Genomic DNA, 19106 nt, shown 5'->3' with positions numbered 1-19106 from the left:
TTACGTCGGGTGCCTTGCCGGGGTGGGTGACGCGGTCCGTGGCGGGGCCCCCTGGACCTGTCGTTCGGATCGGGCCGGCTATGAGGTCCGGTACTTCCGGGCCCCGCGGTGCCCGAGTGATCCGAACGACAGGGCCTAGCCGTGTCTGGCACGAGGTGCCACCATGGAGGCGGTCCGGGGACGCCGTCAGGGCGCCTCGAGATGACGTAAGGAGCCGTGCCATGACGCAGCTTTCGGCTGCCTCGAACGCGCAGAGCGGTCCCTCCGACGGCAGCAAGGCGCTGTACGGGGGCAAGTCCAACCGCCGCATCACCGTCCGGGACATCGCCGCCGCCAAGGAGCGGGGCGAGAAGTGGCCCATGCTGACCGCGTACGACGCGATGACCGCGTCCGTCTTCGACGAGGCCGGGATCCCTGTGCTGCTCGTCGGTGACTCGGCGGGCAACTGCCACCTCGGGTACGACACGACCGTACCCGTCACGCTCGACCAGATGACCATGCTGTCCGCGGCCGTCGTCCGCGGCACCCGGCGTGCGCTGATCGTCGGGGACCTGCCGTTCGGGTCCTACCAGGAGGGGCCGGTGCAGGCGCTGCGCTCGGCGACCCGGCTGGTGAAGGAGGCCGGGGTCGGCGCCGTGAAGCTGGAGGGCGGCGAGCGTTCCCACGAGCAGATCCGCCTGCTGGTGGAGTCCGGCATCCCGGTGATGGCCCACATCGGGCTGACCCCGCAGTCGGTGAACGCCATGGGTTACCGCGTGCAGGGGCGCGGTGAGGAGGCCGCGCAGCAGCTGCTGCGGGACGCCAAGGCCGTGCAGGACGCGGGCGCGTTCGCCGTCGTGCTGGAGCTGGTGCCGGCCGAGCTGGCCGCCGAGGTGACCCGGGTGCTGCACATCCCGACGGTCGGCATCGGGGCGGGGCCGGAGACGGACGCGCAGGTGCTGGTGTGGACCGACATGCTCGGGCTGACCGGCGGGCGGGTCCCGAAGTTCGTCAAGCAGTACGCCGATCTGCGGTCCGTGATGGGCGACGCGGTGAAGGCGTTCGCCGACGATGTGGTGGGCGGCGCGTTTCCGCTGGAGGAGCACTCCGTCCACTGACGGACTGCGTCCTTCGGGGGCGGCGGCCACTGTGAGCGTCGTCCACTGAAGCCAACGCCGATCGGCCCCGCCGGTTTCCCCCGCCGGCGGGGCCGTGTGCTGCGCGGCTTGTGCGGCTGGGTTGCTGCGGTGACCGTCCCAGGGGGCTCTGGTCCTGGACCCGGAGGGGTTCCCACCCACCCGACCGTCTCGGTACGCCAAGAGACGCCGTCAAGGGGCTCCGCCCCCAGCACGCCGGCACCCCCTGCACGCCCTGCACCCCCGTCCGACCCCTGCCACCGGCTCCGCCGCGCCCAGCGCCCGCCCGATCGGTCCCCCGGCCCCTGCCCCGGCCCCCCGATCCTCCCTCACACCTCAACCGCGCCAAGCTGGCGCAGTTGCGCCAAGACGTCGACGACGCCCCAGATCTCGGTGATGCGGCCGCCGGACTGGCGTACGACGAAGATCTCGTCGTAGCGGACGGGCCTGCCGGTCGGCGTCAGGTTTCGGTAGTCGCCGAGATGGGTGCCCGTCACGGTGTTGCGATAGACGGCCTTGTCCCCCTGCGTGATCACGTCCTGGATCTCGACGTGCAGGTCGGGGAAGGCGGGCAGGAGCACCCGCCACACCTGCTTGAGCGCCTGCACCCCGCTCACCCCCGTCGGCACCGGTGCGTGGAAGACGAGGCCGGGGTCGCAGACCTCGTCGATGGTCTTCTCGATCAGTTCGAGGTCGCCGCTGTTCACGGCGTCATGCATCCGGCTGAAGGCCGTCGTGTCGGTCATGTGCGTGTCCTTGGCTCGTCCGTCGGTGTCCGCACCCTTATGACGTCTCAGCGCCCCGGTCTGTGACATGTCGGCGGGATGTCGGCGCTGCCGGTGGGCTGTCGGCCGGGTGTCGGCGGTTTGTCGGTGGGGGCTGACAACGTCGTGGGCATGACGCGAATCGACAACAACCCCGGCGGCGCGGGCAGCGCCGTCACCGTGCGGGGGCTGGTCAAGCACTACGGCGAGACCAAGGCGCTGGACGGCGTCGACCTGGACGTGCGCGAGGGCACCGTGATGGGTGTGCTCGGGCCGAACGGCGCCGGGAAGACCACGCTCGTGCGCATTCTGTCCACCCTGCTGGCCCCGGACGCCGGGCAGGCCCTCGTGGCCGGCTACGACGTCGTACGGCAGCCTCGCCAGCTGCGGCGGGTGATCGGGCTCACCGGGCAGTACGCCTCGGTGGACGAGAAGCTGCCGGGCTGGGAGAACCTGTACATGATCGGGCGGCTGCTCGACCTGTCCCGCAAGGACGCGCGGGCCCGGGCCGACGAGCTGCTGGAGCGGTTCTCGCTCACCGAGGCGGCCAAGCGGCCCGCGGGGACGTACTCCGGCGGCATGCGGCGGCGGCTCGACCTCGCCGCCTCCATGATCGGGCACCCGGCGGTGCTGTACCTGGACGAGCCCACCACCGGGCTCGACCCGCGCACCCGCAACGAGGTGTGGGACGAGGTCAAGCGGATGGTCGGCGACGGCGTCACCGTACTGCTGACCACGCAGTACATGGAGGAGGCCGAGCAGCTCGCCTCCGAGCTGACCGTCGTGGACCGCGGCAAGGTCATCGCCGGCGGCGGCATCGAGGAGCTGAAGGCGAAGGTCGGCGGGCGCACGCTGCGGGTCCGCCCGCTGGATCCGCAGGAGCTGCAGCCGCTGGCCCGGATGCTCGACGAGCTGGGCATCACCGGGCTCGCCACCACCACCGTGGACACCCAGGCCGGTGCCCTGCTCGTGCCGATCCTCAGCGACGAGCAGCTGACCGCCGTGGTCGGCGCGGTCACCGCGCGCGGCATCACCCTGTCCTCCATCACCACCGAACTGCCCAGCCTGGACGAGGTGTTCCTGTCCCTCACCGGCCACCGCGCCAGTGCCCCGCAGGACGCCACGCCCGCCGACGAACTCCAGGAGGTCGCCGTATGAGCGCCGCCACCGCAACCGCCATCACCACGGCCACCGCGACCGACGCCCGTATCCCGCTGCGCGGGCATCTGCGGCACACCGGCGCCCTCATCCGCCGCAACCTGCTGTGGATCCGGCAGGACCCCGAGTCGATGTTCGACGCGCTGCTGATGCCCGTCGTCTTCACGCTGCTCTTCGTGTACGTCTTCGGCGGCTCCATCGGGCAGTCGCTCGGCGGCGGCCAGGACCAGTACGTCCAGTACGTCATCCCGGGCATGATCGCGATGATGAGCATGACCCTGTCGCAGGGCGTCGGCACCGGCTTCAGCCAGGACTTCAACAGCGGTGTCATGGACCGGTTCCGCACGCTGCCCATCGGGCGCGGTTCCGTGCTGTTCGCGAAGATCACCGTGGAGCTGGGGCGGATGTTCTTCGCCACCACCGTGCTGATGATCGTCGCCGTGCTGGTCGGGTTCGACATCACCAACTGGCCGGGGCTGTTCGCCGCGGTCGGGCTGTCCGCGCTGTTCGCCTCCTCCATCATGTGGGTCTTCCTCACGCTCGGCGTGATGCTGAAGAACGCGCAGTCCGTGCAGGCGATGGGCTTCCTGGTGCTGTTCCCGCTCCAGTTCGGCTCGTCGATCTTCGCGCCGACGCAGTCGATGCCGGGCTGGCTGCAGGCCTTCACCGACTACAACCCGCTGTCCACGCTCGCCGACTCCGCCCGTGGCCTGATGGTCGGCGGCCCGGTCGCCCACGACCTGTGGGTGACGGTGGCCTGGTCGGTGGCGATCACCGCGGTGATGGCCCCGGTCGCCATCCACAAGTTCCGCACCAAGAACTGACGCCGGATGCGCGGGCGTCGGTGCGCGTCAGACGAGGGCGACGGCCTCCTCGGGGGAGAGGCCGGCGCCCTCGGCGTATGCGGCGGCGTACTGCTCGTCGTCGCCGAGCGCGGCACGCACGGCCTCCTCGGCCCGGTCGCGGGCGGCGCGTTCGGCGTAGCCGGAGACATGGCCGGGCGGCAGCAGCGCCTCGGCCGCGCCCAGGCAGCGGGCGCCGTCCCGGGCGCGGGCGCCGCCGTCGGCGCCCGCCAGGGCGGCCGCGGCGAGGACCAGGCACAGGGCACGCATGTGCGGCACGATCGTGCGCGACAGCGGCTCGTTCGCCTGGGCCAGCGCCCGCCGGGTCTTGGCCAGCCCCTCGTCGTGGTGGCCGTCGACCACGTCGAGCCAGGCCTCCTGGGTGCGGATGAAACCGTCGAAGACGAAGAAGGAGGCCGGGCCGAAGTCCTCCCGCAGCCGTCTGATCAGCTCGCGGGCCTCGGCGGTACGGCCGGTGATGCTGAGCCAGCCGGCGAGGAAGAGTCGGGCGGCCGGCATGGCCTCGGTGACCGCGCCCTCCGGCCGGTCGGCCACCTCGCGCAGCAGCGCCTCGCCGCGCTCGGGATCGCCCGCCTCCAGCAACGCCGTGCCCAGCCGGGCGGTGAGCACGGTCTGCTGGGCGCGGGCGCCGAGCCGTTCGGCGACGGCGGCGGCGGCCTCGTAGTCCGCGGCGGCGGCCGCGTACTCGCCCGTGCGCTCGTGGGCCTCGCCGCGCGCCGACAGCGACTCCGCGACGCCCCAGTCGTCGCCGAGGCGGCGGAAGATCTCCAGTGCCTCGTCGGCGTCGGCGGCGGCGTCGCCGGCCCAGTCGGTGCGGTTGGCCAGGAGGTTGGCGCGCATCTGGAGGCAGAGGGCGAGCTCCCACTCGTAGTCGGGCCGGGTGCGGCAGGTGTTCACGGCCGCGTCGCCGATCACGCGGATCCGGTCGATGTCGCCGCTCAGCACCACGGCGAAGAACCAGACGTAGCCCGGCGGACGGCAGGCCTGCGGCAGGCCCGGGGCGTAGGTGCGGCTGACGATCCGCAGCTTCTCCTGGGCCTGCGGGGTCTGCCAGGCGTCCATCTCCGTGTCCATGCAGGCGAGATGGATCAGGTGGACGCCGCGGCGGGCCTCGTCGAGCACCTCGCCGGTCATCGGGGGCGGCGCGTCGGTGCAGCGTTCCCACAGCGGGGCGGCGGGGCGCACCGGCTCGGTGAACGGGTCGGGGCCGAGGGCCATGACCTCGGCGGCCCAGTTGCGGGTTTCGATGCGCAGGTCGCGCATCTGCCAGTACCAGCACAGCGACAGCACCAGGCAGAGCGCCTCCTGCTCGTCGCGGGCGGCGACGGCGTGCCGCAGGGCGGTGCGCAGGTTCTCGTACTCCCGCTCGATGCGCTCGATCGCGGCGCGCTGCCCGTGGCCGCGCAACTGCGGGTCGGTGGTGCGGGCGAGTTCGCGGTAGTACGTCAGATGGGCGCGCTCGGCACCGGCGCGGGCGCCGCAGTCGTCGAGGCGTTCGGCGGCGTACTCGGCGACCGTCTCCAGCAGCCGGTAGCGCATGGAGCCGTCCTCGCCGGTCGGGGTGGCGACGACGAGGGACTTGTCGACGAGGGAGGCGAGCGCGTCGAAGGCGGCGGGGCCGCACACGGCCTCCGCGGCCGGCAGGTCGCAGCCGCCCGCGAAGACGGACAGCCGCCGCAGGACGTCGCGTTCGTCCTCGTCGAGCAGGTCCCAGGACCAGTCGACGACCGCGCGCAGGGTCTGCTGGCGGGGCAGGACCGTGCGGCTGCCGGAGGTCAGCAGGCGGAAGCGGTCGTCGAGGCGGTCGGCGATCTGGCGCGCAGTCAGCATGCGCAGCCGGGCCGCGGCCAGTTCGATGGCGAGCGGCAGGCCGTCGAGGCGGCGGCAGATCTCCGCGCAGGCCGCCGCGGTCTCCTCGTCGTCGTCGACCCGGAAGCCGGGGCGGGCGGCGGCGCCGCGGTCGGCGAGCAGCCGCAGCGCGACCGGCTCGGGCAGCGGCTCCACGGGGCGCAGTACCTCACCGGGTACGCCGAGGGGTTCGCGGCTGGTGGCCAGCACCGTCAGCTCCGGGCAGCGGGCCAGCAGCTCCTCGGTGAGGCGGGCGGCGGCGTCCACGACGTGTTCGCAGTTGTCGAGGATGAGCAGCATGCGGCGCCGGGCGCAGTGCTCGGCGAGGCGGACGACGGGGTCGTCGTGGCGTTCGGCCACGGCCCGCATCTCCTCGGCGCCGGCGCCGCGCAGCACGGTCTCACGGGCGCCGACGGCGGTCAGTACGGCCTCGGGGACGGCGCCGGGGTCGTCCACGGGCGCGAGTTCGGCGAGCCACACGCCGTCACGGGCGACCTCCCGGACGCTCTCGGCGGCCTCCTGCGACAGGCGTGTCTTGCCGGCCCCGCCGGGCCCGAGGAGGGTGACCAGCCGGGCGGTGCCGAGGTCCTGGCGGATCGCCTCGATGTCCGTCTCCCGGCCGACGAAGGAGGTGAGCCGGGCGCGGAGGTTGCCGGGGGGCTGCGGAGCGCAGGCGGCGGGGCCGGTGCCGGGCGGAGAGGGGGCCGTCGGGGGTGTGACCTGGGCGGCGGGGGCCGGTGGGACCTCGGACGGGCCGGGCACGGCGTCCTGCGTGTCGTCGGGGTTCAGCAGCCGGGCGTGCAGGGCGCGCAGTTCCGGGCCGGGGTCGGAGCCGAGGCGGTCGGCGAGCAGGTGGCGTATCTCGTCGTAGGCGGCGAGGGCCTGCGCGGTGCGGCCGGTGTCGCGCAGGGCGCGCAGCCGCAGCGCCTGCAGCGGTTCGTCCAGGGGGTGGGCGTCGCACAGCGCGGTCAGCTCGGGCAGCGCCTGGTCCGCCTCGCCGAGCGCGAGCGCGGCGGTCAGCCGGGCGCGCCGCGCGTCCAGGCGGCGGGTCTCCCAGCGGGCCGCCTCGGCGGTGCGGTCGGGCAGGTCGGCGAGGGCCGGCCCCTGCCACAGGGCGAGGGCGTCGTCCAGCAGGGCGGCCGCCTTGGCGGGGTCGCCGTCGGCCAGGGCGCGCAGTCCGTCGGCGGCCAGCCGCTCGAAGCGGTGCAGGTCGACGTCGTCGGGGCCGGCGGCGAGCCGGTAGCCGCCGTCGGCGGAGGCCACGGCGGCCGCGCCGAGCGCCCGGCGCAGCCGCCCGACCAGCGCCTGCAGCGCCCCGGGCGCGTCGGCGGGAGGATCGTCGCAGGCCCACACCTCCTCCACGAGCACCGTCGCGGGCACGGTACGGCCGGCCCGCAGGGCGAGCACGGTCAGCAGGGCGCGCAGCCGCGCCCCGCCGAGTGCGACGGCCGAGCCGTCGGGGCGGAGTACCTGGGTGGTGCCGAGGATGCGGTAGCGCACAAGGGCCATTGTGTCGGGGGACGCCGGGACACCGCTCCCGGGTTTCCGATACGCGCCGCCGGCAGGAACCCGGGGCTCCCCGCCGGACGTTCTCCCCGCGTCACCGGTACGGTCGACCCGCGTGCCGCCGCCGACCCCAGTCAGGAGCCCCATGACGACCGCCGCCACCCGTCACAGTGACCGCCGGATCAGTCCCGTCTTCCTCGGGATCGTGGCCGTGGCGGCGGTGGCGGGGTGGGCCGCCTGGAGCGGGTTCGCCGAGCAGCCGAGGGTGGCGGTGTTCCTGTTCGTGACGGCGGCCTGGGTCGTCTCCCTGTGCCTGCACGAGTACGCCCACGCGCGCACCGCGCTGCACAGCGGGGACGTCACGGTCGGCGCGAAGGGCTACCTCACGCTCAACCCGATGAGATACACCCACGCCCTGTTGAGCATCGTGCTGCCCGTGGCGTTCCTGATCATGGGCGGGATCGGGCTGCCGGGCGGCGCGGTCTTCATCGAGCGGGGCCGCATCCGGGGCCGCCGGCGGCACAGCATGGTCTCGGCGGCCGGCCCGCTGACGAACGTCGTGTTCGCCGTGGTGTGCACGGCCCCGTTCTGGCTGGGCTCGCCGGACGGCATGCCCGGCGACTTCCGCTACGCGCTGGCGTTCCTGGCGCTGCTGCAGGTGACGGCGGCGATCCTGAACTTCCTGCCGGTGCCCGGGCTGGACGGCTACGGCGTGCTCGAGCCGTGGCTGTCGCCGAAGGTGAAGCGGCAGGTGGAGCCGTACGCGCCGTTCGGGCTGCTGTTCGTGTTCGCGCTGCTGTGGGTGCCGTCGGTGAACGCCGTGTTCTTCGACGCGGTCCACGCGATCCTGCGCGTCCTGGGCGTGAGCGACTTCGACGCCTTCTGGGGCCGGGAGCTCTACCGGTTCTGGTGAGCCGGCCGGGCCGCCGCGCGGCCGCGCCGCAGGTAGTACCAGGCCATGTTGGACGAGACACCCGCCAGCAGCACCCAGACGACACCCAGCCAGCTGCCCTGGACGAAGGAGACGACGGCCGCGACCACGGTCAGGACGCAGACGGCGAGGGCGTAGAGGGCGAGGCGGGGCATGGGGGTCGGCTCCTGTCGGGACGGTCGGGCGGTCGGGGGCTGTGTGCGGCGCCGGGGCTGCTCGCAGGGGTGCCAGGAGGCGGTGGGGGACACTGCGGGCATCTCCGACGCCCCCAGTGTCCCCCATCGCTCACACGTCGGTGATACGCAGCCCCGCGTGCGCCTTGTACCGGCGGTTGACGGAGATCAGGTTCGCGACCAGCGACTCCACCTGGTGGGCGTTGCGCAGCCGGCCGGCGAAGACGCCGCGCATGCCGGGGATGCGGCCGGCGAGGGCCTGGACGATCTCCACGTCGGCACGGACCTCGCCGAGCACCATCACGTCGGTGTCGATCTGCTCGATCTGCGGGTCCTGCAGCAGGACCGCCGACAGATGGTGAAAGGCGGCCGTGACCCGCGAGTCGGGCAGCAGGGCGGCGGCCTGCTCGGCGGCGCTGCCCTCCTGCGGCTTCAGCGCGTAGGCGCCCTTCTTGTCGAAGCCGAGCGGGTTGACGCAGTCCACGACGAGCTTGCCGGACAGTTCCTCGCGCAGGGACTCGAGCGTCTTGGCGTGGCCCTCCCACGGCACGGCGACGATCACGATGTCGCTGCGCCGGGCGGTCTCGGCGTTGTCGGCGCCCTCGATGCCGTGCCCGAGTTCCGCGGCAGCGGCCTGCGCCCGCTCGGCGGCCCGCGAGCCGATGATCACCTTCTGCCCGGCCCGGGCGAGGCGGTAGGCCAGCCCCTTGCCCTGCGGCCCGGTCCCGCCGAGCACGCCGACGACGAGCCCGGAGACGTCCGGGAGGTCCCAGGGGTCCTTGGCGGGGGCCTTCTGTGCGCTGTCGCTAGTGGTCATGGGGCGACAATACGTGGCCCTGTGCACGGCGCCACGGGCGGCGGCGGGGAGCTGCGTCCGTCCCCGGGTCGGGCGAATCCGGGCCGAAGTCCGGGGCGCGCGGCGCCCGGTTGCGCAAGGATGCGGGCCCATGGACGCCGTACGGGTCGCGCTGCTGCGGGAAGTGCTCGCCGGGACCGAGTGGCTCGGGGCCACGCGGAGGTTCGCGGGGGCGCTGCGGGGGTCGGTCGTGTCGCACGGGGGCGGGCTGCTGCTCGTCGGCACACCGGAGTACGAGCCGTGGCATCTCGCGGCTCATCTGCTGGACGAGGCCACGTGGTCGGGGACGCCGGAGCTGGCGCCCACGCTGGTCCGGCACGGAGCGCGGCCGTCGGATCCGGCGCATCTGGCGGTCGGGCCTGGCCGGATCGAGGCGGCGCGGCGGGGCGAGACGCTGCTCGTGGTGGCGCCCGGGGAGCCGGAAGCCCTGCTCCAGCGGGTGCACGACGCCCGGCGGGCCGGGGTGACCGTGCTGGCGCTCGGCGGCGCGCAGGGCGAGCTGGCGGGGATGGCGCACGAGGTGCTGGCGGTGCCCGAGGGGGCCGAGCTGGACCTGGACACGGTGCAGCACCTGGTCAGCGCGGCGGCAGGGGAGAGCGCGGTGCCGGGCGCCCCGAGAGGCCGGCGCAGGTTCCGCGACCGTCTGTCCCGGCTGGCGGAGTCCCTGACGGCCCCGCCCCCGGCACCCTGGTGACAGCGCGGCCACCCGTCCCGGCTCGACCGCACCGCCGCCCCTCCCGGTAGGGAGGAAAAGCGATTGCCCCCGGGGCGGCCGGCCCTCCAGCATGTCCCCTCGTGAACGCCCCCTCCCGCCTTCGTGCGCTGCTTCCCGACCTCGCGCCCTGGAAGGCGTCCGCCGACTTCCGGCGGCTGTGGAAGTCGGGGCTGATCTCCGGCTTCGGGAGCTTCCTGACGTTCGTCGCGCTGCCGGTGCAGCTCAAGGAGCTGACCGGGTCCGCGGCGGCGGTGGGCGCCCTGGGGGCCGTGGAGCTGGTGCCGCTGGTGGTGTGCGGGCTGTACGGCGGCGCGCTGGCCGACGCGTTCGACAAGCGGAAGCTGATCCTGTGGACGGAGGCCGGGCAGGGCCTGCTGTCGGCGCTGCTGCTGGTCGATGCGCTGTTGCCGCGTCCCGCCGTGTGGCCGCTGTATCTCGTCGCCGCGCTGTCCTCCGCGCTGGTCTCGGTGCAGCGGCCGGCGCTGGACTCGTTGTGGCCGCGGATCGTCGCGCACGACGACCTGCCCGCGGCGGCCTCGCTGAACTCCCTGCGCTGGACGGTGGGCGGGGTGGCGGGCCCCGCCGTCGCCGGTCTGGTCGTCGCCTACGCCGGTCTCGGCTGGGCGTACGCCGCGGACCTGGCGACCTTCGTCGTGTCCGTGGCGTACGTCGTCCGCATCGCCGCCTCCCCCGCCGCCCACGAGGCCGCGAAGCCGTCGTTGCGTTCCATCGCGGAGGGTGCCCGGTACGCGTGGGGCCGCAAGGAGCTGCTCGGCACCTACGCGATCGACCTGGCGGCGATGTTCCTGGCGATGCCGCTCGCGGTGCTGCCGTTCCTCGCGGACGACCTGGGCGCGCAGTGGTCGCTGGGACTGATGTACGCGGCGGTGCCGTTGGGTTCACTGCTGGTGAGCCTGACCGGCGGCTGGGCCTCGCGGGTGCGCCGGCACGGGCGGATGGTCGTGCTGGCGGCCGCCGGGTGGGGTCTGGCGGTCGCGGCCGCCGGTATGGCCGGGAACGTATGGCTGGTGCTGCTGTTCCTGACCGTGGCGGGCGGTTGCGACATGGTCAGCGGGATCTTCCGCTCCGCGATGTGGAACCAGACGATCCCGGACGAGCTGCGCGGCCGGCTCGCCGGGATCGAGCTGCTGTCGTACTCGGTCGGGCCGACGGTCGGCCAGGTCAGATCGGGCGGCTTCGCCGCCTGGTGGGGCGTGCGGGCGTCCGTCTGGTCCGGTGGGCTGCTGTGCGCGGGCGCGGTGGCGCTGCTGGCGCTGTGCCTGCCGCGGCTGATGGCGTACGACGCGCGGACGAACGAGCACGCGGTGCGGCTGCGCGAACACCGCGCAGCCGCGGCCGAGGCGGTGTCGGGCTGATCAGTCGTCCTCGGCGGCCCCGGCGGCGGGGGCGTCGTGCCACTGGGGGTCGTTCTCCCACTGGAGGTTGCGCTCGCGGGCCGTCTCCATCGCCTGTTCCGCCTCCCGACGGGACGCGTAGGGTCCGAAACGGTCCTTGCCCGGGCAGTCCGGGCCCTCCTCGACCTTCTTGTGCTCCAGGCAGTAGTACCACTCGCCCGGCTTGCCCGCCGTGCGCTTCTTGAACAGGGCCATGGCCTCGCTCCTCTCGCCACCGACATGTTCCCCCATGGCTGCTGGTTAGGCCCTGTCGTTTGGATCAGGTCGGCCATGAGACGCGGTGCTTTCGGGCGGACCCGAGCGGGGGCGACGGGGGTGACCCCGCGCGAACTCGGATCGAGCGTCGGGGAGCCTGCAGATGCGAGGCGGAGGGCGCCAACGCGGTGGGGGCCCCTGTTCGAAGAGCTCGGGGGAGCGTGCCAGACCCCGCGACGCCGAGATGATGCAAACGACAGGGCCTAGACTCGCTGGCATGTCTGGCCAGTCGCTGCTCGTCCCAGGGGAGCTGTCTCCCACCCGTTCCGTGCCCGGTAACATCCGCCGGCCCGAGTACGTCGGCAAGCCCGCGCCGACGCCGTACACCGGGCCGGAGGTGCAGACACCGGAGACGATCGAGGCGATGCGGATCGCGGGCCGGATCGCGGCGCGGGCCATGGAGGAGGCCGCGAAGCTGATCGCGCCCGGCCTCACCACGGACGAACTGGACCGGGTGGCGCACGAGTACATGTGCGACCACGGGGCCTATCCCTCCACGCTGGGCTACCGCGGGTTCCCGAAGTCCCTGTGCACCTCGGTCAACGAGGTGATCTGCCACGGCATCCCGGACTCCACGGTGCTGCGCGACGGCGACATCGTGAACCTGGACGTGACGGCGTACATCGGCGGGGTGCACGGCGACAACAACGCCACCTATCTGGTCGGGGACGTCGACGAGGAGTCCCGGCTGCTCGTGGAGCGGACGCGGGAGGCGCTGAACCGGGCGATCAAGGCCGTCCGGCCGGGCCGGCAGATCAACGTCATCGGCCGGGTCATCGAGTCGTACGCCAAGCGCTTCGGGTACGGCGTGGTGCGGGACTTCACCGGGCACGGCATCAACTCGTCGTTCCACTCGGGTCTGATCGTCCCGCACTACGACAGCCCGCACGCAACGACCGTGATGCAGCCGGGGATGACGTTCACGATCGAGCCGATGCTGACGCTCGGCACGCACGAGTACGACATGTGGGACGACGGCTGGACGGTCGTGACGAAGGACCGTAGGCGGACCGCCCAGTTCGAGCACACGCTGGTGGTGACGGACACCGGCGCGGAGATCCTCACGCTGCCGTGACGTCGTCCCTCGGCCGTGCGGCGTTGAGCGGGACTACCGGGAGCCCACTGGACGGCATCGGCGTGGACGCGCTGAACACGGCGGTGCTGCGGGCACCGGGCGAGGAGTTCCCGCTGTCGGCGGGAGCGGCGGCGCGCCCCGCAGACGTCCGAGGGAGCCGGAACCGCCCGCACACGCCACCCGAGCGCTCGCGCTACCGCCCGAACGGGCGCGCTCCTCGGCCGACAGCGCCCGGCGCCCTGTTCAGTGCTCCAGGACGACCCTGCCGCCGATCTCCACCCAGCCGTCGGGCTGGGGGGCCGTGAGGATCTGGGAACCGGCGCCCTGGGTGATGTTGAGGGCGCGGCCGAGGTGGTCCGTGAGCAGCAGCGCCGCCGCTCCGGTCGCCTCGTCCTCGGTGATGCCGTCGTCACGGCCGGGGAAGGCGCGGGCGCGGACCCGGCCTGCGGGCTCGTCCTCCCACGCCCAGGCGTAGATCCATTCCCCCGGCGGCGGCACGGGCAGGGCGTCGACCTCGGCGGCCGTCGCGTACCGGCGCAGGGTTCGCGGCGGCGCCCACTCGGCGCGGGCCTCGATCCAGCAGAACTCCCCGTCCTGCCGGGCGCCGACCACCCCGGCGGGCGTGACGAGTTCGGGCACGTCGAGAAGCCAGGCGCTGCCCACGCAGGGGTGGCCGGCGAACGGCAGCCGCAGGGTGGGCGTGTAGATGTCGATCAGGCCGCGCTCGGGGTCGTCGACGAACACGGTCTCGCTGAAGCCGAGCCGGCCCGCGAAGGCCTGCCGTTCGGCCGGATCGGGCATCCGGGAGCCGTCGCGGACGACGCCCAGCTCGTTGCCGTAGCCGCCGTTCGGCGCACAGAAGACGCGCAGCACGTCGTAGTCGGTCACCGGGGCATTGAAGCATCGGGGGCGGCGTGCGCCGTCGGCGCATCGGTGCGCCCGGTGTGCCACGACCGGCGGGGCACCCTGGGCCGTGGGCGCGCTGGGGCCGCTGTCACAGGTCCTGGCCGACGGACGGGGAACCCTTGAATGTTCCTTTACTGTTCTTTGGCGTTCCATTTGAGTCACCGTGATCAAGTCGCACCCTTACAGCGTCCATGAGAGCTGAATCACGGCATGCGGGTACGCAGCACAGGTAAGCCTCGGTTAAGTTAGGCGAGCCTCACCAACCTCGTGAGGCCCGACACGACGTTTTTCAGCCACCGCCGGGAGCCCCGCATGCGAGCCGCCAGACTGACCGTCACCGCCGCCGTCGCCACCGCGGCGGCTCTGGCCGCCGTCACCGGCTGCACCCAGAAGAGCAAGGCCGAGGGCGGCGACGGTGCGATCCAGGTGACCGCGACGGACGACAAGTGCGAGGTCTCCAAGAAGGAGGTCCCCGCCGGACACGTCGAGCTCTCCATCGAGAACAAGGGCACCAAGGTCACCGAGGTCTACGTCCTCTTCCCGGACGACCGCGTCGTCAGCGAGCGCGAGAACATCGGCCCCGGCACCAAGCAGAAGGTCACCGCCGAGGTGAAGGCCGGCGAGTACCGGATCGCCTGCAAGCCCGGCATGAAGGGCAAGGGCATCCGCCAGACCCTCAAGGTCACCGGCGGCGCCACCGCCGCCCAGCGCGACCCGCGCCTGGACCAGGCCGTCGCCGCCTACCGCACCTACGTGCAGGAGCAGGCCGACGAGACGCTGCCCAAGGCCGAGGCGTTCGTGAAGGCCGTCCAGGCCGGGGACGTGGAGGCGGCGAAGAAGACGTACGCGCCCTCCCGCCTGGGCTGGGAGCGCACCGAGCCGGTCGCCGAGTCCTTCGGCGACATCGACCCCAAGGTCGACGTCCGCGAGGACGGCCTCGAGGCGGGCCAGAAGTGGACCGGCTGGCACCGCCTGGAGAAGGCGCTGTGGCAGGACGGGAAGATCGGCGCCGAGGAGAAGACCCTCGCCGGCCAGCTGGTCACCGACCTGAAGGACTGGCAGAAGCGGGTCGGCACCGCCGAGATCACCCCGACCTCCATGGCCAACGGTGCCAAGGAGCTCCTCGACGAGGTCGCCACCGGCAAGGTCACCGGCGAGGAGGAGCGCTACTCGCACACCGACCTGGTCGACTTCAAGGGCAACGTCGACGGCGCGCAGAAGTCCTACGAGCTGCTCAAGCCGGTCGCGCAGGCGAACGACAAGGCGCTCACCGCCGAACTGGACAAGCAGTTCGCCGCGCTCAACACGCTGCTGGACAAGTACCGCGCCGACAAGCAGTCGTACGACTTCACCTCCTACGACAAGGTCGGCGCCGGCGACCGCAAGCAGCTCTCGGACGCGGTCAACGCGCTGGCCGAGCCGCTGTCCAAGCTCGCCGCCGCCGTCGTGAAGTGACCGAGGGACGAATCGATGACGGACACACAGGCCTCTGAGACGACCGGCGCCAAGGCGCCCAGCAGGCGCGCGCTGATCGGCTGGGGCGGGGCCGGGCTGGCGCTCGGCGCCGCAGTCGCCGGCGGCGCGGTCGCGGTCACCCGCACCGGCGACGACATGGACCCGGCCGCCGCCGACGCGGGCGGCGCCGTCGAATTCCACGGCGCCCACCAGGCAGGCATCGCCACGCCCGTGCAGGACCGGCTGCATTTCGCCGCGTTCGACGTCACCACGTCCGACCGCGCCGCGTTCGTGCAGATGCTGAAGGACTGGACCGAGGCGGCGCGGCGGATGACGGCCGGCAAGGCGGTCGGCGAGGGCGCCTACGGCGGGCTCGCCGAGGCCCCGCCGGACGACACCGGAGAGGCGCTCGGCCTCAAGCCGTCCCGGCTCACCCTCACCATCGGCTTCGGCCCGTCGCTGTTCGACAAGTTCGGCCTGAAGGACAAGCGGCCCGAGGCCCTGGTCGACCTGCCCAAGTTCCCCGGCGACAACCTGGACAGGACCCGCAGCGGCGGCGACCTGTGCATCCAGGCCTGCGCCGACGACCCGCAGGTCGCCGTGCACGCCATCCGCAACCTCGCCCGCATCGGCTTCGGCAAGGTGGCCATCCGCTGGTCCCAGCTCGGCTTCGGCAAGACGTCGTCGACGACACCGGGCGCGCAGACCCCGCGCAACCTCTTCGGCTTCAAGGACGGCACCCGCAACATCGCGGGCACCGAGACCGACCGGCTGAAGAAGTTCGTGTGGGTCGGCGAGGGCGACGGCACCGACTGGATGACCGGCGGGTCGTACCTGGTCGCCCGGCGCATCCGGATGAACATCGAGACCTGGGACCGCACCTCGCTGCAGGAGCAGGAGGACGTCTTCGGCCGCGACAAGCGCGAGGGCGCCGCCGTCGGCAAGGCCAAGGAGCACGACGAGCCGTTCCTGAAGGCGATGAAGCCGACCGCGCACGTGCGCCTCGCCCACCCCGACTCCAACAACGGGGCGACGATCCTGCGCCGCGGCTACTCCTTCACCGACGGCACCGACGGCCTCGGCCGGCTGGAGGCCGGTCTGTTCTTCCTGGCCTACCAGCGCGACGTGCGCAAGGGGTTCATCCCGGTCCAGCGCAACCTCTCGCGCATGGACGCGCTCAACGAGTACACCCAGCACGTGGGTTCGGCGATCTTCGCGATCCCGCCGGGAGTCGAGGACGCCGGCGACTGGTGGGGCCGCACGCTGTTCTCCGAGGAGGCGTAGTTCGATGTTCAGCAACTACCTGATCGGGCTGCGCGAGGGCCTCGAGGCCAGCCTCGTGGTCTGCATCCTCATCGCCTACCTGGTCAAGACCGGGCGGCGGGACGCGATCCGGCCCATCTGGATCGGCATCGGCATCGCGGTGGCCATCGCGCTCGGCTTCGGCTGCGTCCTCGAATTCGGCTCGCAGGAGCTGACGTTCCAGGCGCAGGAGGCGCTCGGCGGCTCGCTGTCCGTCGTCGCGGTGGTCCTGGTGACGTGGATGGTGTTCTGGATGCGGCGCACCGCGCGGCATCTGAAGTCCGAACTGCACGGCAAGCTGGACGCCGCCCTGAAGATGGGCACCGGCGCGCTGGTCGCCACCGCGTTCCTCGCCGTCGGCCGCGAGGGCCTGGAGACCGCGCTGTTCGTGTGGGCGTCCGTGCACGCCGCATCCGACGGCACCCCGCGCCCGCTGATCGGCGTCGCGCTGGGCCTGGCCACGGCCGTGTTCCTGGGCTGGCTGTTCTACCGGGGCGCGCTGAAGATCAACCTGGCGAAGTTCTTCACCTGGACCGGCGCCATGCTGGTCGTCGTCGCGGCCGGTGTGCTGGCGTACGGCTTCCACGATCTGCAGGAGGCCGACTGGCTGCCGGGACTGAACAACCTGGCCTTCGACATCAGCTCCACCATCGAGCCGGACAGCTGGTACGGCACGCTGCTCAAGGGCGTGTTCAACTTCCAGCCCGACCCGACGGTCCTCCAGATCACGGTGTGGCTGCTGTACCTGATCCCGACGCTCGCCGTCTTCTTCGCCCCGGTAGGGTTCGCCTCCGGGAAGGGGAAGGTGAAGCAGCCCAATGACACGGGAGACAAGGGTTCCCAGCCGTCGACGGCTTCGCAGGCGTGAGCGCGCCGCGCTGGCGACGGCCTCACTGACCGCGCTGGCGCTGACCGCGAGCGGGTGCGTGGTGGTGCACGGGGAGCGCGAGGTGCTCCCCGCCACCACACGGGCCGAGGCCGCGCAGGCGCTGACGCAGTTCACGACCGCGTACAACAAGGCCGACAAGGCCTACGACGCCTCCCTGGACGCCGACTTCACCACGGGGGCGTTCGGCGACATCGACGCCGCGCGGCTCAAGGCGCGGCACGCCAACAGTCCGCAGGGCAACTCCGCGCACACGCCGCTGGTGCTGTCGGACGTGACGTACACGATCCCGAAGAAGGCGGGCTGGCCGCGGTGGTTCGTGGCTCAGGCGCGGGGGAACCGGGCGGAGAAGCTGCGGTGGCTGCTGGTGTTCCTGCGGCACGATCTGGACGAGCCGTGGCAGGTGGCGTACCTGACGCTGGCCAAGCCGGGCAGTGTGCCGCGGTTCAAGACGGACGCGGACGGGTTCGCGGAGGCGGTGGACGCCGACGCCGCGGATCTGGCGGCCACGCCGGCGTCGTTGAGCCGGCGGTACACGACGTACCTCAAGAGCGGTGGCGACGGCTTCGCGGACGGGCCGCACACGAGTGTGTGGCGGGCGGCGCGGAAGAAGCAGGCGCGGCGGCCGGGGCTGGCGAACCAGTACATCGACACGCCGCTGACCCGCGGGGACTACGCGCCGCTCGCGCTGCGTACGGCGGACGGGGGTGCGCTGGTGTTCTTCACCACGCGGCACTACCAGAAGCAGACGGCCGCGCCGGGGGCGTCGGTGCCGAACCCGGGTCCGGATGTGCTGGCGTTGACGTCCGGGGAGATCAAGCAGTCACTGATGATGGAGTTCGTGTCGAACGAGGTCGCGCTCGATCCGGCGAAGTCCTCCGGACGGTCCCAGGTGAGTGTGCTGGGGCGGACTCAGGGGATGACGTCGGCGCAGGGTAGTTAGAGCGGGTTGCCGCCGGCGGCTCGGGCGGGGTTCTGCGCGGGTTTTGTTGTGGTTGCTCGCGCCGTTCCCCGCGCCCCCTGGGGTGCCTGCGGCGGCCTGTGCGGGTTTCGTCGTGGCTGGTCGCGCAGTTCCCCGCGCCCGTGAACGCCTGCGGCGTTCCTCTCGTCCCTTGAATGCCGGAGGCGTCAGTGGCGCAGGGGCCAGGGGGCCGGGTCCTGGCCCGTGTAACGGGCGCAGGCGTCCGTGAGGGTTTCCAGGAGTGTCAGGGGGTCGGGGAGCGGGTGTTCGGGGCCGCGGAGCCAGTGGACCGACTCGCCGTCGTCTCCGGGGAGGCGTGCGGGGGGTACCAGGACGTAGGAGCCCCGGCAGTGCCAGCGCAGGCCGGGGTGTTCGTCCATGGTCTCGGGGTGGCAGTCCAGCTCGCACGGCCACCACTCGTCCTCGTCCTCGGGCGTGCCCCGGGTGAGGGTGAAGAACAGCATGCGGCCGTCGTCGCTCTGCGCGACCGGGCCGACGTCCACGCCCTGCGACTGGAGGCGCTCCAGGGCCTCGCGGCCGGCCTGGAGGGGGACGTCGAGGACGTCGTGGACCATGCCGGTCGCGGTGATGAAGTTGGCCTGCGGCTGGTGGCGGGCCCAGCGTTCGATCTGGGAGCGGTCGGTGGTGGACTGCGTCTGCCAGGCGAACGAGACCGGGTGCCGGGCCGGGGTGGGACAGCCCACGCGGTCGCAGGAACAGCGGTAGCCGGGCGCCGGGTGCGCGGCGGGCGCGAGCGGCAGTCCGGCTCCGGCCGCGGCGAGCAGCAGGGCCTCACGGCCGTCGGCGTCGGCGGCCTGTTCCGGGCCGCGTCCCCGCAGCCACTGGGTGAGTTTGCCCCTCAGGCTCATCGGACCGCCGAACTCCGCGCTCATCTATCCCCTCGCCTCGCTGTGGTGCCGCC

At 72.8% G+C, this 19106-nt stretch carries 18 protein-coding genes; 11 read left to right on the top strand and 7 right to left on the bottom strand.

Annotated features, from left to right (window positions below):
- The first annotated feature begins 221 nt into the window (after positions 1-221).
- Positions 222-1097 (top strand): 3-methyl-2-oxobutanoate hydroxymethyltransferase, encoded by an 876-nt coding sequence (gene panB / locus ACF1GV_RS03880; protein WP_363267637.1) that lies wholly within the window; start codon positions 222-224, stop codon positions 1095-1097.
- 347 nt (positions 1098-1444) lie between these two features.
- Here panB and ACF1GV_RS03875 read toward each other — a convergent pair whose 3' ends face one another.
- Positions 1445-1861 carry an ester cyclase gene (locus ACF1GV_RS03875; RefSeq protein WP_391677513.1) on the bottom strand — a complete coding sequence of 139 codons (417 nt, stop codon included), beginning with the start codon at positions 1859-1861 and terminating at the stop codon, positions 1445-1447.
- Positions 1862-2011: 150 nt separating this feature from the next.
- Between ACF1GV_RS03875 and ACF1GV_RS03870 the strand changes: the two genes are divergently transcribed.
- Together ACF1GV_RS03870 and ACF1GV_RS03865 are read left to right on the top strand one after the other, a co-directional pair.
- Positions 2012-3037 (top strand): ATP-binding cassette domain-containing protein, encoded by a 1026-nt coding sequence (locus tag ACF1GV_RS03870; RefSeq protein WP_391677510.1) that lies wholly within the window; start codon positions 2012-2014, stop codon positions 3035-3037.
- On the top strand, positions 3034-3861 hold the full coding sequence (locus ACF1GV_RS03865) for an ABC transporter permease (RefSeq protein WP_391677508.1): 828 nt from the start codon (positions 3034-3036) through the stop codon (positions 3859-3861). Before ACF1GV_RS03870 ends, ACF1GV_RS03865 begins: the two co-directional genes overlap by 4 nt.
- 27 nt (positions 3862-3888) lie before the next feature.
- Here the strand turns inward: ACF1GV_RS03865 and ACF1GV_RS03860 are convergent, their stop codons facing one another.
- Positions 3889-7257, bottom strand: coding sequence for a BTAD domain-containing putative transcriptional regulator (locus tag ACF1GV_RS03860; RefSeq protein WP_391677507.1), 3369 nt, complete (start codon positions 7255-7257; stop codon positions 3889-3891).
- Between the two features lie 142 nt (positions 7258-7399).
- Between ACF1GV_RS03860 and ACF1GV_RS03855 the strand changes: the two genes are divergently transcribed.
- Positions 7400-8167: a site-2 protease family protein gene (locus tag ACF1GV_RS03855; protein WP_391677504.1), complete on the top strand. Its 768-nt coding sequence runs from the start codon at positions 7400-7402 to the stop codon at positions 8165-8167.
- Here ACF1GV_RS03855 and ACF1GV_RS03850 read toward each other — a convergent pair.
- Complete coding sequence (locus ACF1GV_RS03850) at positions 8152-8340, bottom strand: hypothetical protein (RefSeq protein ID WP_363267628.1); 189 nt, start codon at positions 8338-8340, stop codon at positions 8152-8154. The genes ACF1GV_RS03855 and ACF1GV_RS03850 overlap by 16 nt on opposite strands.
- A 130-nt stretch (positions 8341-8470) precedes the next feature.
- Positions 8471-9175, bottom strand: coding sequence for an NADPH-dependent F420 reductase (gene npdG, locus ACF1GV_RS03845; protein ID WP_391677501.1), 705 nt, complete (start codon positions 9173-9175; stop codon positions 8471-8473).
- Between the two features lie 130 nt (positions 9176-9305).
- Between npdG and ACF1GV_RS03840 the strand changes: the two genes are divergently transcribed.
- Both ACF1GV_RS03840 and ACF1GV_RS03835 read left to right on the top strand, forming a co-directional pair.
- Positions 9306-9908, top strand: coding sequence for a hypothetical protein (locus tag ACF1GV_RS03840; RefSeq protein ID WP_391677499.1), 603 nt, complete (start codon positions 9306-9308; stop codon positions 9906-9908).
- A gap of 101 nt (positions 9909-10009) precedes the next feature.
- A complete protein-coding gene (locus tag ACF1GV_RS03835) occupies positions 10010-11305 on the top strand; it encodes an MFS transporter (protein ID WP_391677496.1) in 1296 nt (431 codons plus the stop codon).
- Here the strand turns inward: ACF1GV_RS03835 and ACF1GV_RS03830 are convergent, their stop codons facing one another.
- Entirely contained in the window at positions 11306-11539 is a 234-nt protein-coding gene (locus tag ACF1GV_RS03830) for a hypothetical protein (protein WP_363267624.1), read from the bottom strand.
- Positions 11540-11816: 277 nt separating this feature from the next.
- Between ACF1GV_RS03830 and map the strand changes: the two genes are divergently transcribed.
- A complete protein-coding gene (gene map / locus ACF1GV_RS03825; RefSeq protein ID WP_391677493.1) occupies positions 11817-12674 on the top strand; it encodes a type I methionyl aminopeptidase in 858 nt (285 codons plus the stop codon).
- Positions 12675-12917: 243 nt separating this feature from the next.
- Here map and ACF1GV_RS03820 read toward each other — a convergent pair whose 3' ends face one another.
- Entirely contained in the window at positions 12918-13562 is a 645-nt protein-coding gene (locus tag ACF1GV_RS03820; protein ID WP_391677491.1) for a PhzF family phenazine biosynthesis protein, read from the bottom strand.
- Between the two features lie 330 nt (positions 13563-13892).
- On the opposite strand from ACF1GV_RS03820, the gene efeO reads away from it, so the two are divergent.
- The 4 genes from efeO to ACF1GV_RS03800 are packed head-to-tail and all read left to right on the top strand — an operon-like array spanning position 13893 to position 18166.
- The gene (gene efeO / locus ACF1GV_RS03815; protein WP_391677488.1) at positions 13893-15035 is read left to right on the top strand and encodes an iron uptake system protein EfeO; all 1143 of its coding nucleotides are present in this window, start codon (positions 13893-13895) and stop codon (positions 15033-15035) included.
- A gap of 15 nt (positions 15036-15050) precedes the next feature.
- Complete coding sequence (gene efeB / locus ACF1GV_RS03810) at positions 15051-16319, top strand: iron uptake transporter deferrochelatase/peroxidase subunit (RefSeq protein WP_391677486.1); 1269 nt, start codon at positions 15051-15053, stop codon at positions 16317-16319.
- 4 nt (positions 16320-16323) lie between these two features.
- Positions 16324-17205: an iron uptake transporter permease EfeU gene (gene efeU, locus ACF1GV_RS03805; RefSeq protein WP_391677484.1), complete on the top strand. Its 882-nt coding sequence runs from the start codon at positions 16324-16326 to the stop codon at positions 17203-17205.
- Positions 17156-18166 (top strand): hypothetical protein, encoded by a 1011-nt coding sequence (locus ACF1GV_RS03800; RefSeq protein ID WP_391677482.1) that lies wholly within the window; start codon positions 17156-17158, stop codon positions 18164-18166. Before efeU ends, ACF1GV_RS03800 begins: the two co-directional genes overlap by 50 nt.
- A gap of 185 nt (positions 18167-18351) precedes the next feature.
- Here ACF1GV_RS03800 and ACF1GV_RS03795 read toward each other — a convergent pair whose 3' ends face one another.
- Positions 18352-19077 carry a bifunctional DNA primase/polymerase gene (locus tag ACF1GV_RS03795; protein ID WP_391677480.1) on the bottom strand — a complete coding sequence of 242 codons (726 nt, stop codon included), beginning with the start codon at positions 19075-19077 and terminating at the stop codon, positions 18352-18354.
- Positions 19078-19106 lie beyond the last annotated feature (29 nt).

The organism is Streptomyces sp. NPDC014006, assembly GCF_043088925.1.
GTDB lineage: Bacteria > Actinomycetota > Actinomycetes > Streptomycetales > Streptomycetaceae > Streptomyces.
The sequence above is the reverse complement of the archived record's forward strand: the minus strand, read 5'-3'. Positions and strand labels throughout refer to the sequence as shown.